The sequence below is a fragment of the Candidatus Rhabdochlamydia porcellionis genome, assembly GCF_015356815.2.
In the GTDB taxonomy this organism is placed as follows: domain Bacteria; phylum Chlamydiota; class Chlamydiia; order Chlamydiales; family Rhabdochlamydiaceae; genus Rhabdochlamydia; species Rhabdochlamydia porcellionis.
The window spans coordinates 1,388,347-1,404,719 of sequence record NZ_CP075585.1; the positions used below are offsets into that span (position 1 = coordinate 1,388,347).

Sequence of the window (16,373 nt, forward strand, 5' to 3'; positions counted from 1 at the left end):
ACAGCATTGACTATCCATATTGATTTAGCATAGAGAAAAAAAGGATTTTACTTCTATAGTTAAAGATATGTATAAAAAACCCTCTTTAGTCATTTTAGGGATTGATCCAGGAACCAAGAAATCTGGTTATGGGATCATTAAAGTAGAGCATCCTCGTCTAGAACCTTTAGACTTTGGGGTGATTACCCCTCCCTTCCATACAGATAGCAATCACTGCTATTTAGTTTTATTCAATAGCTTTGAAAAGTTATTAAAATCTTACAAGCCGGACGCAGTTTCTATTGAGACGCAATTTGTAGATAAGAATGTAAAAAGCGCATTCAAAGTTGCTATGGCACGCAGTATGGCTATCATTACAGCTGCTCGCCAAAACATCCCTGTATTTGAATACGCGCCAAAAAAAGCGAAGCTAGCTGTTGTTGGGAATGGATCTGCAAGCAAGAATCAAGTGCAAAAAATGGTACAACTCATTCTACAATTATCCTCCATTCCTGAACCAGAAGATGCTTCAGATGCTTTAGCACTTGCTATCTGCCATGCAAATACCTTACATTTTAACGTAAAATATAAATCTCATGCTTGATTATCTTAAAGCAACCCTTATAGAATCGAACCCTTTAAAAGTTACTGTGGAAGTCCATGGCATAGGATATCGGATTTTTGTCCCTATTCGTATACAACTACCTCAGAAAGGCAGTTTAATCACTCTTTATATTGCTCCTATTATTCGAGAAGATTCTCATCAGCTATTTGGATTTTCAACACGTTTAGAAAGAGATTTTTTTGAACTTCTCATCACTATTTCTGGAGTAGGTCCTAAAATAGCTCTTTGTTTAATGGGACATCTTGACCTACCAAACCTTCATGCGGCCATATTACAAGGTAATATCCAAGTTCTTTCCAAAACACCAGGTATTGGCAAAAAAACAGCAGAAAGACTAATCATCGAACTACGCGATAAAATAAAACCCTTAAGCCTACCTATTTCACAAAGCAATAATCAAATACAAAGCGATGCTCTAAGCGCACTGATCCATTTAGGCTACCCTTCTATTCAAGCTCAAAAAGCTATCAAAACAGTTCTTGATCAATTAAAAGAAGAGCCCGACCTTGGACAATTGATCACAGCAGCTCTTAAACACATTTAATTATCTAGTGAGATTTTTCTGTTTGACTCTATAACGTAACACTCTACGGTAGGGATCAAAACATAGGAGTTCTCTTTGGGCAAAATAATCTAGTTTTGCCTGATAAATAGGAGGGTTTACTAGAAAGTTCTGTAATATAGTAAAGAGCTCTGCATTAGCTACACTAAATGCAAAAGCCCCTTCTCCGTCACAACCTCCTTCTCCGTTTCCTCCTCCGTTTCCTCCTCCTCCGTTTCCTCCTCCCCCATTTTGTGCCCCATCTTTGTAATACATCGTAAACGGTCTTCCTAAATTGCCTTGTCCGTAATAAACCATAAACGGTTCTCCTCCACTTTCATCTGGATAGTAAGTAGACCATACTTCTTCATCTGTATTTTCAAAAGCTTCTCCTGGTACAAAAGACGAACCATTGATCGAATTATTGATTTGGTTTTGATCGCGAACAGCGGTATAAATACGCACCAGCCCAGTAGTAGAACGCAGCTGTCCACTACTAGCAGACGGATTAGCATCCATACTAAAAAACCCAGGTCCCATTAAAGGAGCAGTAGGGAAAACATTATCCGTAACAAGGGTAATATCCCCTCCTTCATTGATAATATTAGCAGGCCCTGTGCTAGATTGCATAATGATATTCCTTCCCGCAATAGCGGTTAGTTGCCCTGTTGTAGTAAAAGACCCTAAACCCCCATGACCAAGTTGTGCATAACTACTTTCACTTGCACTACCTCCAATAAGAGAAATAGATCCATCGACAAGAAGGGAAATATTTCCATTTAAAGTGCTTGAGTCAGTTGATTCTCCTGAGGGTGTACGATGTCCAATTTGTGCAAATCCTTTAGCAGTCCCTTCATTATTACTAGCTCCTTGCAAAGTAAAATCTCCACCTACATGCTGAAAAAGGATATCCCCTGTCACATTAGCAGAAGCCTCATCATCTCCAAATCCAATGAAACAAGCAGAGCCTTGCTCGGTTGTAAGAAGAGAGACATTTCTTCCTACGATAAATTGCAGAGAACCCCCTGTAAGATTGAGATTTTTGCTTCCTATTCCAACATCTGTAGACGTACCTGTAGAAGCAAGTGTTAAATCACGGCCAATGGAAAAATCGGCCACCCCACTATCAACAGATATTAAGCACGAACCTTGATTGCTTAATAAAGAACAATCTTGTTGAGAGTTTACTGTCAGTACTCCAGACCCTCCACATGCAACAAAAGCGCCATCTGCTTGTATGGACCCTCTAATAGAATGAAGAGAAATAGAACCATTTGTAGTAGAGACACTTAATTCTCCTGTATGAGAAAGAGAAATTCCTTGCCCACTACTATCTACTGCTTGACCATTTAAGGCAATGTCTCCAGTACTTGCAGACCAAGTAGAACTTACTAGATTAATCCCTGATTGGTTGTTTGCTTTTGCTGTACCTACTGCATGTATACTAGCAGCATCTATTGAAGATTGATTACAATTAATCCCAACTGACCCTATTCCGTTTAAAGTAATATTCCCTGCAGTAACAGTAGAATTTCTTATGTTAATTCCATCTCCGTTATTATTAGGATCCATAGTCAACTCTACAGAACCAGTTCCAGCATCAAGAGTAACACCATCAAAAAGGATTTCCCCTTGAAAGAAATTATTTAAATTCCCTTGCCGAATAGCAACGTTGCCATTAGTTAAGCGAATCGTTGTACCACTAGCTATAAACGATGCTGCCTCTGCAGAACTAGCTGCCCCATTGTCATTGAATATAGCAGTAAAGTTTCCGCCGTTTAATAGGATCTGAAATGTACCTTCAGAATTGAGAATGCTCCTTCCAGCTTGTAGGGTTAAACTATTTGTAGTTGCAGTGCTAAGGTCATCTCCAATGGTTATATCTTGATTAGCTTGCAGAGTTAGATTTGCTGTCATAAGCGCCATACTTATGTTCACTCCACTAATATTAGCAGTACCTGTTGTACTAAAAATTTGTCCTGTAGCAGGATCCGCTCCTCCCGCCACAATAATAATATTATCTGGATCTACGAGTAAATTTCCCGTTTTGCCGTTTGCAGCTGTTAAATCTACTCTACCATTAAAAGTTACGTCTTTTTTTCCAGATACTTCAACAAATCCTCCATCTCCTGATAGACCTCCTCCTTTGGCAGAAAGGGATCCTAAGAATTCTGTGTTTTCTTCCGACCAAATAATGATCTCTCCTCCATCTCCTGTTTGTCTAGCATCAGCGTGGATTTGTACTTCACTATCAATGAACACATGTTGCGCTAAGGGAATATCTGCATCTTGACCTTTATAACTCCCTCCTATGAGTGCTATTCCTCCTTGGGTATCAGAAGAGGCATCTATAACGGCTTGCTCTTTAAGAAGAACTTCTTTGCCTAATAACTGAATATCGGCTCCTTCTACACTACCGGTAATGTCTGTTGTTCCTTCTTGAGCTAATAAATAAACGCGACCGTTTTCTATACCTAGAGCATTGGCTTGGATTCTTCCGCTGTGCTTTATGGCATGAGCGTAGGGATTTCTCTGAATAGAGTCGCTAAAGGATTGGAGATTATCTGGAGTATCTATCTCCTGATTTGTTTGAATAAACACTCTTTGGTTAGCTATCTGTAGGGTAGCTTTTGTACAAGCTATTGCTTGCAAGGAACCCTTTATCTCTCCTTGGTTTTCTATACTTTGCGCTAGGAGAGTAACTTGTCCCACAGGACAGGAAATCTTACCTAAATTGATGATAGATCCTGGATTTTCGCTAAAAAATTCCAAAGTATTAAAATCTTGAGCAAAAACATCTAGTGTCGAAGCTAGAAACCCCGCTGCTTCAACCACCCCATCAGGACCGATGAGTATGCCGTTTTGGTTAATGAGATAAATGATCCCATTGGATTGGAGCCTACCTAAAATCTCACTGGGATCAGAACCTACTACGCGATTAAGAATAGTGGATGTCTCTTGTGCCTGGTGGAAAATCAGAACTTCTTGAGGATTTAAGGAAAAGTTGTCCCAATGCACAATGGAGTCTTGTGTGCTTTGAATATATATTTGCCCTTGTGCATCTATTTGAGGAGAAGTAGCTTGGCCGGAAATGAGCTTAAATCCTTCTGGCGCTGCATACACCGTAATCGAATAGAGAAAAAGACTAAGAACTATTTTTTTCATGTTGCCTCTTAATAGCTAGCTATTACCCCAAAATGCACTCTTTGGTGATTTGATCCAAAAAAATTTTTATGATAAAGCTGAATACCGTAATCTAAACGAACAGCGAGATAGGTTGAAAAAGCATATCTTAAGCCAGGTCCAACAGACATTAAGTGACTACTTTTACCTTCAGGAGGAATGGGTGTGTGGTTATTTGCATAACCATAATCGAAAAATGCGAGTAATTCTAATTTATCATAGCATCTAGCAAAAAAACGAAAAGCAGGGGCATATAGTTCAGTGCGAACAAAAAGCCCTGTATCGGTATTGAGTTCTCTTTCATCATAACCTCGTACAGTATCAAATCCTCCAATATAAAATTGCTCGCTGGGAAGCAGGTTCTGATTGGATAACTGTCCACTAAACCCTACAGAAATGTAAAAATTTTTAGGTAGTTTTTGAGAAGCGGTGCAATTTAAACGCCCATAGATCCAATGATTTTTAGCATTGGGACGCAGTTGAGAATACAAAGCATCGGTCTGGTCTGCAAGCCATTTGCCAGGGGAACAAAACCCCTGGATTTGATAATCAATCCGATTGCAGTTACTGGAATAGGCTCCTTTATATTCAAGCGTAACCTGGGTTAGGTTAACATTACTTGCAATTACTGGTGAGTTATCCGAAAATTCTACCGTGTTATTTGTTCGTTTAAAGTCCCCTCCTAAACTCATTTCATGAGTTAGATGCGAATAGGTTTTAAAAGGAATTACATAGCGCAAACTCGCCTGCATACTCCAGCCGTCATTACGCGTAACAGGCAATGAAAGATTAGGACGCACTTTTGCATAACCTCCATAAACATTTAGTACATTACGCCAAGCACAAGGAAGCGTGTATTGCAAAGTATGAGCCTGAAAACGTCTTGTATTAAAAGAGGAAGTATATTGATAAGTGAGCATCTGCTGGTAATTAGTTAGATTAAAACCAGTAAAAAAACGCTCTCTTTGAATAGTTTTGACACCAGTGTTGTCTACTCCACCGTATAATCTAAACCTTCGTCTAGCATTTGCCTGTAATAAAATATTTGTTGTACCCTCTTCATGACCTGGTTGATAAACAATGTCTATCTGACGAAAGGGATTGCGATTGAGCCAAGCCACATCGTTGAATAAGATAGATTCATTAATTCTCTCTCCTGGACATAAACGTATATAGTCCATGATTTTATTTACTGCATAGCCTGCATTAGACTCTACGCATATTTCTCCAAGCGTACTTTCACAAACTACAACATGCAATATTCCATTGGTGACATCTTGTTTAGGAAATTCGATTAAGACAAAGGGATAGTGTATTCCGTAATAATAAGAAAAAATCGTCTGTTCAATCTCGCAAAGAATTTCTTTATCAAGAGGCTGCCGTAGATAAATAGACAAAGAATTTACAAGATCATCTAAGCATTCAGAAGAATTGAGTTTAATTTGTACTCCCTCGATATCTGGCTTAAGCAAACGAGCAGATCTATGTACTTGATCTCTATGAGAAACAAGAACAATAGCTTTAATGCAGACTTGTTTCTTTTCCAATCCTTCTTGATTAGAGGTGTGTTCAAATTGAAGCAATTCTTCTTCCATAGAAAAGTTTTCTTTGACTAGATTAAAATCAGAATTTCCTACCTGCTGAGGTAAAGAATCCAAGATCATTGGCTTTGAAGTTACCTTGTCTGCAAAAATCAAAAAAGGATAACTCAGTAGAAAAATAGAAAATAGATAGATCATATTTTAGATTATTTAAGAAAAGGTCTTTTTTTTCAAAATATAATTTACAAAAAAAATACTTTTTATAGAAGGATAGTCTTAGAAATTACACCTTGTAATTTCTAAGAAGATACTTTATTATTTTGTTTTTATTATGTACACGTATCATCAAATGGATCAAACTATTGCTGCCATTGCTACTGCCCCAGGAGAGGGAGGGGTTGCGGTTATCCGCGTAGCTGGCAAACAATCGATAGAAATTGTAGCCAAGGTTTTCTCAGGTCCTATTCACTCTTATTCCTCACATACTGCTCATTTAGGTAAGATTGTAAATATAGATCGAGTAATTATCGACGAAGTTTTAGCACTCGTCATGCGCGCTCCCAAGTCTTATACAGGAGAGGATGTTGTAGAGATCCACTGTCATGGGGGATCTTTAATTTCACGTAGAGTATTAGAAACCATTTTAGAAGCAGGTGCTAGAGCGGCAGGTCCTGGTGAATTTACTTTTCGCGCTTTTATACACGGAAAAATAGATCTTGTACAAGCAGAAGCCGTACAAAATCTCATTGCAGCTAAAAACGACCTTGCTCTACATGCAGCTGAACAACAGCTACAAGGACAGCTTTCTTCCCGTATCTTTTTCTTTCAAAAGCAGCTGGTCGATATTGCAGCCATGTTAGAAGCCTGGGTTGACTTCCCTGAAGAAGACTTAGAATTTGCAAGTATCGAAAACGTAATTACTCAATTAGAAAACTTAAGAAAACAAATTTGCTATTTAGCAGCTACCTTTCAAGAAGGAAAATTGCTACAGTTTGGGCCCACTTTATGTTTAATAGGACCGCCCAATGCAGGAAAATCGTCTTTGATGAATGTTTTATTAGGTAAAGAGCGTGCCATTGTTACTTCTATTGCTGGAACTACACGCGATACCTTAGAAGAAGAGCTTCTTATAGGAAATTTGCATTTTCGTTTAATTGATACAGCAGGAATTCGAGAAACAAAAGAGATCATTGAACAAGAAGGAATCCGTCGCTCTAAAGAAGCCATGCAAAAAGCTGATCTTGTTTTGTTACTCTTAGATGCTTCTTTGCCTCTTTGTCCTCATGCAAACCAGCTACTATCTATTGTGGATGCTAAAAAAACCTTACTTGTATGGAATAAAAGTGATATTGCATCTATTCTACCTGATAGAGAGAATAGCTTGCTTATCTCTGCTAAAAACCAAACAGGTATCGAAGCGCTCAAGCAAAAAATTTCTCAAATGATTTGGCAAAAAGCACCTCCTTCTAAAGAAGAAGTACTTATTACCAACATTCGTCATGAAAAAAATTTGCTAAATGCTGCTATTTCGCTTAAAAGAGTCATCGATGGCCTTCATACTAACGTATCTCCTGAGTTTCTCTCTTTTGATCTAAAAATCTGTTTACAAGAACTAGGAGAAATTATCGGCCATGATATAACAGAAGATATCTTAACTGCTATCTTCTCCAAGTTTTGTGTGGGGAAATGAACAAAAAAACACGCGCACAACGCATTCAAGATATTTTACACCATTTATTCCCCGATCCTGCAATTCCCTTGCAACACCAAGATCCTTATACTTTATTGATCGCGGTAGTCTTATCTGCACAAAATACCGATAGAAAAGTAAATCAAGTAACCCCTGCTTTATTTGCAAAAGCCTCCACTCCTCAACAAATGCTTGCCTTAAGCATAGAAGAAATTGCCAGTATCATTAAACCATGCGGCTTAAGCAATATAAAAGCAAAATCTATTTGGAATCTCTCTAAAATCCTTGTTAAGCAATATAAAGGTAGAGTTCCAAACTCTTTATTGATTTTAAAAAAGCTCCCTGGCGTAGGGCATAAAACTGCATCGGTTGTCATATCACAAGGATTTGGCAAACCCGCTTTCCCTGTGGACACACATATTCATCGCTGCGCAAAAAGGTGGTTTTTAAGTCGAGGGAAAAACGTGGAAGAAACAGAAAAAGATCTTAAACGCCTTTTCCCTAAAAAAAACTGGAATAAACTTCACTTGCAAATAATCTATTTTGCAAGAGAGTACTGCCCTGCTCGCGGTCATAAAAAAGAGATGTGTCCCATCTGTCAATGGATCGATGAGCCTAGTGATTGACCCATTAATCCACGCACTTCTTGACTTTGAGCACTGCTCTTTAGTAGGTCCTGATCAAAATAAATCCGATTAGGTTCAAATAATAAAATCAGACAAGATCCTCCAAAAGAAAAATATCCTTTTTCATCTCCTTTTTCATACATCTTATCAGCTAGAAATGTTTGATGAATACTTCCCACGTGGGTTGCCCCTACCTCTAGATATAATACATTTCCAAAATATGTAGTGGCAAGCATCGTAATCATTCTTTTATTTTCACTTAGAATTTTTATATTGCGTTTAAGGGCCACTGGATTTACAGAAAAAAGCGCCCCATTAATCAATCGAGGCTTTCCAGGAGTTGCCCTACAAGGGAAATGAAACCTATGGTAATCAACAGGACAAAGCCTCGCAATAACCATCGACCCAGTTTTATATTTATCCACTAATTCTTCATTTTTAAGCAGCTCTTTTAAAGAAAACTTTTCTCCTTTAACAAAAAAATGAGGAAATTCCCTTATGTCTGGAAAAACTAAATATCGTGCATCCGTTGGTAAAATAGCCCTGCTTTCTTCTTGATTAATAGGCCTTGCTTCAGGCTTTAATCGGCGAATAAAAAAATCATTAAAAGAGTGGAAATGACTCACAGGTTCTAAAAATTCAGAAGTATCGACCTCAAATTTTTTGATAAAAGGAATAATTTTACAACGACTGATAGAACTTTTTTGAAAAAACCCATACAACCTAGAGAAAAAAGAAAGTTTAGCGATTAACGGCAAGATAAAGAAAGAAAGTATACGTGATAAAAAAGTATCTTTATATAAAAGATCTATAAAAAATTTACCATATACCTTTTCTTGTTTTTTTTTCTTAGTCAGACGATCTAAATAAATAATTTCAGGCATGCTTCCTTTAAAGAAAAGATTGTAAAAAAAGTTTCCGTGTTTTTATCGCAGAAAATAAAAGCTTAAAGTTAACTATAAAAAATAATTTAATAAAGAACATTAACCTAGAGTCTTGCAAGAAAACCTCTAATATCCTAGCCTCAATAGGTAATTTAAGACTAGGAAAACCAAGATGCTGAGCATTTTTAAAAAAATTTTTGGCACATCTCAAAACCGTTTATTAAAGAGATACCAAAAAATAGTTGTAGAAGTTAATCGACTAGAAAAGAATTTTCAAGAACTCTCCGATGAAGAAGTGCGTCAAAAAACAGCTGAATTTAAGACACGTTATTTAAAAGGAGAAACACTAGAAGACCTTCTTCCAGAAGCTTATGCAGTTGTCAAAAACACCTGTCGTCGTTTATGTGGAACAGATATCCACGTATCCGGTTATGATCAAAAATGGGATATGATTCCCTATGATGTACAAATTTTAGCTGGTATTGCTATGCATCACGGTGCTATAGCAGAAATGCAAACCGGAGAAGGGAAAACACTAACAGCATCTCTGCCTCTATATTTAAACGCTTGTACAGGCAAACCAGTACATCTAGTGACAGTAAATGATTATCTAGCAGAAAGAGATTGTCAATGGATTGGTACGATTTTTAGATGGCTGGGATTAAATGTAACAGCATTAACAGGCAATACTCCTCATCACATCCGTAATCAAATATACGCTGCAGATATTGTTTATGGAACAGCTTCTGAATTTGGTTTTGACTATTTACGTGACAACTCAATGGCACAATCAAAAGAAGATCAAGTACAGAGAGGATATTTCTTTGCTATTGTCGATGAAATCGATTCCATTTTAATTGATGAAGCCAGGACCCCTCTTATTATTTCAGGCCCTACTAGTCATTCACGGCAAATGTACGATGATTTAAAAGATGATGTGCATATACTGGTAAAGAATCAAAGAGATTCCTGTAATCATTTAGCTTTAGAAGCACGTAAAGTTTTAGAAAAATGTAATCTTATTGAAGAAGAAACAGAAAAGCTTAAAATATCAAAAACCCAAGAAACCGAGTGTGAAAAAGCTTTTCGAAATCTATGGCTTGTTAGCAAAGGAATGCCTCAAAATAGAACCCTTAAAAAACTTCGTGAAAACCCTAGGTTAAGAGCCGAAATTGAAAAGTGGGATACTTATTTCTACGCTGAGCCCAATAAAGAAGAACGCCATGAGGCCCTAGCAGAGCTTTTAATTATTGTTGATGAACGTGCCAATGAGTTTGAATTAACCGATAAAGGAATTCAACAATGGGTTGAAGGTTCGAGAAATCAACTCTCTTCGGATGACTTTATCATGTTAGACTTAGGTCATGAATATGCTAATATTGATCAACATCCTGAGTGGGATGAGCAAGAAAAGCGCAATCAAAAAATTCTACTAAGAGAAGAAGATGCACGTCGTAAAGAACGCTCTCATAATTTAAGGCAACTCCTACGAGCTCACTTACTAATGGAAAATGATGTTGATTACATCATTGAAAACCAAAAAATTGTGATCATTGACGAAAATACGGGTCGTCCCCAGCCAGGCAGACGATTTGCAGACGGGCTACATCAAGCAATCGAAGCTAAAGAAGGCGTTGCTATTCAAGGAGAAACACAAACCTATGCAACTGTTACTTTACAAAATTATTTTAGATTATATGCGAAACTTGCAGGTATGACTGGTACCGCAATGACAGAAGCCAATGAGTTCAAAGAAATTTATCAATTAGATGTATTAGCCATCCCCACCCACCATCCTTGTATCCGCAAAGATTACGATGATGAAATTTACATGACCGAGCGAGAAAAGTATCAGGCACTTGTAAAAGATATTCAATCGGTTCATTCACAGTCTCGTCCTATTTTAATTGGAACGGAATCTGTAGAAGCTTCGGAAAAGCTCTCTCGTATTTTGAAACAACATCAATTAGAACACACCATTCTCAATGCAAAGAACCATGCTAGAGAAGCAGAGATTATTGCAGAAGCAGGCTCAAAAGGAGCTATTACAGTTGCAACAAATATGGCTGGTAGAGGAACAGATATTAAGCTAAAAGAAGATGTAGCAGAGAGCGGTGGGTTATATGTCGTTGCAACCACTCGCCATCAGTCTAGACGCATTGATAGACAGCTAAGAGGAAGAGGAGCACGTCAAGGTGATCCTGGCAGCTCTAAATTCTATGTTTCTTTTGAAGATTCTTTAATGCGACTATTTACCTCTCCTAGAATCACTATTTTTTTACAAAGATTCCGTCCCCCCGAAGGAGAAGCAATTACTGCAAAAGTATTAAACAAATCCATTGAAACCGCTCAAAAACGTGTAGAACAACGCAATTACACTATGCGCAAGCATACCTTAGAATACGATGATGTGATGAATAAGCAACGAGAAGAGATCTATTCTTTCCGTAATGAAGTACTGCATATCGATAATTCTCTTTCTCTTGCACGTGAAATTTTAGAAAGTATTTGCATACAAATGTGTCATCGGTTTTTCTCTTCCCGCAATAGAGAAGACGGATGGGATCCGCAAGGATATACACAATGGCTACACACCCACTTTCCTTTAACATTTGACCCTAAAGAATTCGACGACGATTATTTGCAATTAGAAGATATTGAACAATTAGCTACACAGAAAATACTTGAGGCATTTGAACAAAAAATTGAGCATGAATCTCAAAAAATTCAGCAAACACAATCCTTGTTTGCCTCTGCTGATTTAGATTCTGCTGAAAAAGTTTTATGCCAAGTTGTACGTGGATTATTGATTCGTATCATCGATCGCCTCTGGCAAGAGCATTTATTGCACATAGATCATTTGCGTTCTGAAGTGCATTTACGCGCAGTGGGTCAGAAAGATCCTTTAATGGAATTTAAACACGAAGCTTTTGCTTTATTTGATCGTTTAAGTTTAGAAATCAAACAAGAAATCGCACATGCTTTGTTTAAATTTACTATGGTTATGCCAGAGAATTTTATAGAACCCAGTGTAATAAATAAAAGATCATCTCTCATTGATTTATCTCAAATAAATCCTTCTAAGAGAGTAAAGCCTATTTAAAGTGATGTACTTTTTTATACCCTAAAAAAAATAGCGGAAGAGAAGCTAGACAATAAAAAAACCAATAATGGCTATTCCATTCTAGCCGTAAATAACCCTCATCAGAAAAAAGCAACTGCAATATTCCAACGATGAATAAATTAGCGGCAATTGATAATAGTAAAATAGGCCAAAAACTATTCTTATCCTCTTGATATTCTTTCTCTGTTTTTTCCTCTATTTTAGGAAAAACACTACTGCTAGATGCAGAAACAAATTTTTTTTCCAAAACAGGTTCCTCTTTAGAGGTTTTAAGCAAAACTGTGGCGCTCTTTTGTTCGTTTATTTTTTGTTCATCTTGCTTAACAGGATGATTTTTTCTTAGCGAATAAGGAGGTGGATAAAAAGAGAGCAGGCTATCTTGAAGAGCTTTTTGTTGCAAATAATTTTTTTCAAAAGCGTTGCTACTTTGTTCTGTTGCACAATAGGGACAATGCAGAGCTTCGACAGGAATACGTCCATCACAGCTACTACACATTTTTTGTCGCTCTTTATCCGTCATAAAATGATCAAGCTTAATATAAAATATTCTAACTTCATTTTCACACACATAAGACAAAATTTCTAGCTTTTTTCTTTTTCTAATCAGATATATCTAATTATCAATCAATTTGGTTCAAATTAATTTTGAATAAAAAGAATTAAGAGCAGTATTTTTAGATTTGCCATTGCATCATATTTTTGAGCGTTTTAACATATTAGCAATCACAAAGAGAGCTTTCATGAATCAAAAAAAATATGATATTGCAATTATCGGTGCAGGACCTGGAGGATATGTAGCTGCTATTAAGCTCACACAAGGAGGCAAAAAAGTATGCCTTATAGAAAAACAATTTCTTGGAGGAACTTGCTTGAATGTTGGTTGTATTCCTACAAAAACCCTCCTATCTGATGCAAATCTTTCACACAAAGTAACAGCTAATGCTGAGAAATTGGGTTTAAAAAAAGATGCTATTTGTCCCAATTATCCAAAAATAAAACAAGATAAAGATCGCGTTGTGGAAAAAATACGTAAAGGATTGCAGGGATTATTGCAATCTAATCAGATTACAATCCTATATGGACAAGCAGAGTTTATATCCCCCAAAGAACTCAAAATTACAGGTAAAGAAGTTTGTAGGATTGAAGCAGAACAAATCATTATTGCAACTGGCTCTGAACCTTTGGATATCCCTTCACTCCCATGCGATCACCAACTGGTTTATAATTCTACTTCTATTTTAGAACTAACTGAGCTACCCAAAACTTTGGTTATTGTAGGAGGAGGATATATTGGCTGTGAATTTGCTTCTTTATTTACAGATTTAAAAGTAAAAGTGACTATCTTAGAAGCTCTCCCTTCTATTGTAACCAATCAAGGAAAAAGCGTTTCTGAAGCCCTAACACGTGCTTTTTATAAAAAAGGTATTGAGATACAAACCAATGTGACAGTAATAGGGATCGACAAACAAGAATCTGGTTTACGCATCCGTTTAGAAGGAGGTAAAGAGTTATTTTGTGATAAAGCACTCATTGCAATAGGACGAAAACTGGTATCTAATGGACTAGGATTAGAAAAGATAGGAGTGGTTCTTGATCAAAAAGGAGCTATCGTAGTAAATGAAAAAATGCAAACCAATCTAGATGGAATTTATGCTATTGGTGATGTAACAGGTAAAAACCTTTTAGCTCATGTAGCCTCTCACCAAGGGATAATAGCTGCAGATACTATTCTAGGCAAAGCTGTTGAAATGTACTATAATGCAATTCCAGCAGTTATTTTTACTAACCCAGAGATTGCTATGGTAGGTATGACATTCGAAGAAGCTGAAAAAGCAGGTTTTTCCCCTATTATTGGTAATTTCCCTTTTCAAGCACTTGGTAAAGCGATTGCCTCTGCAGAAACGGATGGATTTGCTCAAATCATCGTAGATAAATCCACTGATCAAATTTTGGGAGCCCAAGTTGTAGGAAGTGAGGCATCAACCTTAATTGCTGAAATGAGTTTAGCAATTGCACAAGAGTTAACCCTTGATTGTATTATTGACACTATTCATGCTCATCCTACTCTACCAGAGGCTTGGCATGAAGCTGCTTTATTAGCAAATGAAACACCTCTTCACTTTCCTCCAAAGAGAAAATCGTGAGTCAAAATAAGCTGCCGATTAATCCTGAATCCTACTCTTCTTCACAACTATTAAGACCCGGACGCTTCCCCTCTTGGTTGCATCGAAAATTACCAAGAGGTTCAAATCTCACATACACACAAGGGATTTTAACTAAGCATCGTTTAAATACAGTATGTGAAGAAGCAAAGTGCCCCAATCGTTTTGAATGTTATTCCAATCACACAGCTACCTTCTTAGCATTAGGTAAACAGTGCACTCGTAATTGTGGATTTTGTGACATCGACTTTTCCAAAAATCCTAAACAACCTGAAGTTGATGAACCAAGACGTATTGCTCTATGCACTCAAGAATTAGGATTAAAGCACGTGGTTATCACTATGGTTGCACGAGATGATCTGATCGATAAAGGGGCCTCTCACATGGCAGAAATTATCCGCCAGATACGTATAGAATGCAAAGAAGTAACCATAGAAGTATTAACCTCCGATTTTTCAGAAGACTATGCCTCTATTGACCTTCTTCTCCAAGAACAACCAGACATTTTTAATCATAATTTAGAAACCGTTGAAACATTAACTCCTAGAGTCAGACACAAAGCAACCTATCTTCGTTCTTTAAATATCTTGTCTTATGTAAAACAATCTCATAAAACGCAATTTATCAAATCTGGTTTAATGGTAGGCTTAGGAGAAACACCTGAGCAAGTTAAAAGAGCCATTGATGATCTTAGAACAGCAGGCTGTGATATCATTACCATTGGACAATACTTGCAAGCAAATAGAAAAAAACTTCTTGTTAAAGAGTTCATTACACCTGAGCAGTTTCAAAAATATGCAGATTACGGTCAAGAAATAGGGATCAAACAAATGTTCTGCGGCCCCTTTGTCCGATCTAGCTACCACGCACATAAGGTCAAAAATCTAATGACAGAAGTCTCTTTCTAAAATATTTCCAATTGCTTTATATAAAGAATACTTAATTTAAGAAATTATATAAGATGTCTCCTAAAGTTGGCATTGTTATTCTACATTATGGATCTTTAGCAAACACAATTGAATGTCTACAATCGGTTTTTGCTTTAGATTACCCTCTCTTTGAAACAATTGTTGTCGACAATAGCCTACATCCCACTGATGGGATAACACTTAGAAAGCTTTTTCCTGAAGCTATTCTCTTATCTATGCCAGAAAACTTAGGATATGCAGAAGGCAATAACCAGGGAATAGCTTATGCAATCAAGCATGAATGCACATATGTGCTCTTACTTAATAATGATACGGTTATTGCAAAAGACCTACTTATCCACTTCGTACAAACCGCTCAAACCTATCCAAATGCTGGTTGCTTAGGTGCCAAAATTTTTTACTACGATGAACCTATAACGCTTTGGCATGCAGGTGGATTTCTTCATTCTAAAACCCTCCGCCTCTATCATAAGGGCTATAAAGAAATTGATCTAGCAAACAAATATAATCATATTGCAGAAATTGAATACGCCTGTGGTTGTGCTATTTTTGTGACAAAAGAAGTGATAAAAACAGTAGGCACTCTATCCAAAGAATTTTTCCTTATTTGGGAAGAAGCAGATTGGTGTTGGCGTATCAGAAAATCTGGTTATAGCTGTCTTTTTGTACCTCAAGCAAAAGTTTGGCATAAGATTTCTTGTAGTTTAAATAGAGGGACTCTATGGCACTATTTTTACTCTCGCAATCGTTTAACTTTCTTAAACTATCACCTTCCTAAAAAACAAAAACGTGCTTTTTATTGCTTCCAATTCCCCAAAGAGCTATTTTTCCTTTTTTTTTATGCCTTTCATCCTCAGCTTACTAAAGCAACACGCCTTTTACATCGTGCAGCATTAAAAGGCATCTTTGATTATTACCGAGGGCTTTTAGGCCCTTGTCCTCATAAAAACTTTCGTTAAAACCCAACGATTCTTTCAATAAGGCTTCTCTAGATCATGGTCTTTGGAAACTTTATCTTTTATAAACATAAATTATAAATCATATAAATAAAATAACCTCTCTTGCTTACTAATTCATTAGTTGTTAAAA

At 36.9% G+C, this 16,373-nt stretch carries 12 protein-coding genes; 8 read left to right on the plus strand and 4 right to left on the minus strand.

The genetic code is table 11. The annotated features are described in order from the left end of the window. Positions 1 to 67 precede the first annotated feature (67 nt). Together ruvC and ruvA are read left to right on the plus strand one after the other, a co-directional pair. On the plus strand, positions 68 to 583 hold the full coding sequence (gene ruvC, locus RHAB15C_RS06585; protein WP_194845134.1) for a crossover junction endodeoxyribonuclease RuvC: 516 nt from the start codon (positions 68 to 70) through the stop codon (positions 581 to 583). Continuing rightward, positions 576 to 1,148 (plus strand): Holliday junction branch migration protein RuvA, encoded by a 573-nt coding sequence (gene ruvA, locus RHAB15C_RS06590; protein WP_194845133.1) that lies wholly within the window; start codon positions 576 to 578, stop codon positions 1,146 to 1,148. Before ruvC ends, ruvA begins: the two co-directional genes overlap by 8 nt. Here ruvA and RHAB15C_RS06595 read toward each other — a convergent pair whose 3' ends face one another. Continuing rightward, positions 1,149 to 4,310, minus strand: coding sequence for a two-partner secretion domain-containing protein (locus RHAB15C_RS06595; protein WP_194845132.1), 3,162 nt, complete (start codon positions 4,308 to 4,310; stop codon positions 1,149 to 1,151). Between the two features lie 8 nt (positions 4,311 to 4,318). Further along, on the minus strand, positions 4,319 to 5,992 hold the full coding sequence (locus RHAB15C_RS06600) for a ShlB/FhaC/HecB family hemolysin secretion/activation protein (RefSeq protein WP_194845131.1): 1,674 nt from the start codon (positions 5,990 to 5,992) through the stop codon (positions 4,319 to 4,321). Between the two features lie 226 nt (positions 5,993 to 6,218). Between RHAB15C_RS06600 and mnmE the strand changes: the two genes are divergently transcribed. Together mnmE and nth are read left to right on the plus strand one after the other, a co-directional pair. Then, positions 6,219 to 7,559 (plus strand): tRNA uridine-5-carboxymethylaminomethyl(34) synthesis GTPase MnmE, encoded by a 1,341-nt coding sequence (gene mnmE, locus RHAB15C_RS06605; RefSeq protein WP_246587554.1) that lies wholly within the window; start codon positions 6,219 to 6,221, stop codon positions 7,557 to 7,559. After that, a complete protein-coding gene (nth, locus tag RHAB15C_RS06610) occupies positions 7,556 to 8,185 on the plus strand; it encodes an endonuclease III (protein ID WP_194845129.1) in 630 nt (209 codons plus the stop codon). Before mnmE ends, nth begins: the two co-directional genes overlap by 4 nt. Here nth and RHAB15C_RS06615 read toward each other — a convergent pair. Further along, positions 8,158 to 9,069 (minus strand): phosphatidylserine decarboxylase, encoded by a 912-nt coding sequence (locus RHAB15C_RS06615; RefSeq protein ID WP_194845128.1) that lies wholly within the window; start codon positions 9,067 to 9,069, stop codon positions 8,158 to 8,160. The genes nth and RHAB15C_RS06615 overlap by 28 nt on opposite strands. Before the next feature lie 172 nt (positions 9,070 to 9,241). Here RHAB15C_RS06615 and secA point away from each other — a divergent pair, with 172 nt between their 5' ends. Next, complete coding sequence (gene secA, locus RHAB15C_RS06620) at positions 9,242 to 12,172, plus strand: preprotein translocase subunit SecA (RefSeq protein ID WP_194845127.1); 2,931 nt, start codon at positions 9,242 to 9,244, stop codon at positions 12,170 to 12,172. Here secA and RHAB15C_RS06625 read toward each other — a convergent pair. Continuing rightward, positions 12,165 to 12,713 (minus strand): hypothetical protein, encoded by a 549-nt coding sequence (locus tag RHAB15C_RS06625; RefSeq protein WP_220716040.1) that lies wholly within the window; start codon positions 12,711 to 12,713, stop codon positions 12,165 to 12,167. The genes secA and RHAB15C_RS06625 overlap by 8 nt on opposite strands. Before the next feature lie 220 nt (positions 12,714 to 12,933). Here RHAB15C_RS06625 and lpdA point away from each other — a divergent pair, with 220 nt between their 5' ends. From lpdA to RHAB15C_RS06640, 3 genes are read left to right on the plus strand one after another with little or no spacing between them, the layout of a single operon-like run. After that, a complete protein-coding gene (gene lpdA, locus RHAB15C_RS06630) occupies positions 12,934 to 14,337 on the plus strand; it encodes a dihydrolipoyl dehydrogenase (RefSeq protein WP_194845125.1) in 1,404 nt (467 codons plus the stop codon). Between the two features lie 11 nt (positions 14,338 to 14,348). After that, positions 14,349 to 15,263 carry a lipoyl synthase gene (gene lipA / locus RHAB15C_RS06635; protein ID WP_194845252.1) on the plus strand — a complete coding sequence of 305 codons (915 nt, stop codon included), beginning with the start codon at positions 14,349 to 14,351 and terminating at the stop codon, positions 15,261 to 15,263. 53 nt (positions 15,264 to 15,316) lie between these two features. After that, a complete protein-coding gene (locus tag RHAB15C_RS06640) occupies positions 15,317 to 16,243 on the plus strand; it encodes a glycosyltransferase family 2 protein (RefSeq protein ID WP_194845124.1) in 927 nt (308 codons plus the stop codon). The last annotated feature ends 130 nt before the right edge of the window (positions 16,244 to 16,373 follow it).

Excerpts from the sequence above, each read along its gene's own strand:
- ruvC (WP_194845134.1), top strand. The coding sequence starts at position 68 with ATGTATAAAAAACCCTCTTTAGTCATTTTAGGGATTGATCCAGGAACC.
- ruvA (WP_194845133.1), top strand. The coding sequence starts at position 576 with ATGCTTGATTATCTTAAAGCAACCCTTATAGAATCGAACCCTTTAAAA.
- RHAB15C_RS06595 (WP_194845132.1), bottom strand. The coding sequence starts at position 4,310 with ATGAAAAAAATAGTTCTTAGTCTTTTTCTCTATTCGATTACGGTGTAT.
- RHAB15C_RS06600 (WP_194845131.1), bottom strand. The coding sequence starts at position 5,992 with ATGATCTTGGATTCTTTACCTCAGCAGGTAGGAAATTCTGATTTTAAT.
- mnmE (WP_246587554.1), top strand. The coding sequence starts at position 6,219 with ATGGATCAAACTATTGCTGCCATTGCTACTGCCCCAGGAGAGGGAGGG.
- nth (WP_194845129.1), top strand. The coding sequence starts at position 7,556 with ATGAACAAAAAAACACGCGCACAACGCATTCAAGATATTTTACACCAT.
- RHAB15C_RS06615 (WP_194845128.1), bottom strand. The coding sequence starts at position 9,069 with ATGCCTGAAATTATTTATTTAGATCGTCTGACTAAGAAAAAAAAACAA.
- secA (WP_194845127.1), top strand. The coding sequence starts at position 9,242 with ATGCTGAGCATTTTTAAAAAAATTTTTGGCACATCTCAAAACCGTTTA.
- RHAB15C_RS06625 (WP_220716040.1), bottom strand. The coding sequence starts at position 12,713 with ATGACGGATAAAGAGCGACAAAAAATGTGTAGTAGCTGTGATGGACGT.
- lpdA (WP_194845125.1), top strand. The coding sequence starts at position 12,934 with ATGAATCAAAAAAAATATGATATTGCAATTATCGGTGCAGGACCTGGA.
- RHAB15C_RS06640 (WP_194845124.1), top strand. The coding sequence starts at position 15,317 with ATGTCTCCTAAAGTTGGCATTGTTATTCTACATTATGGATCTTTAGCA.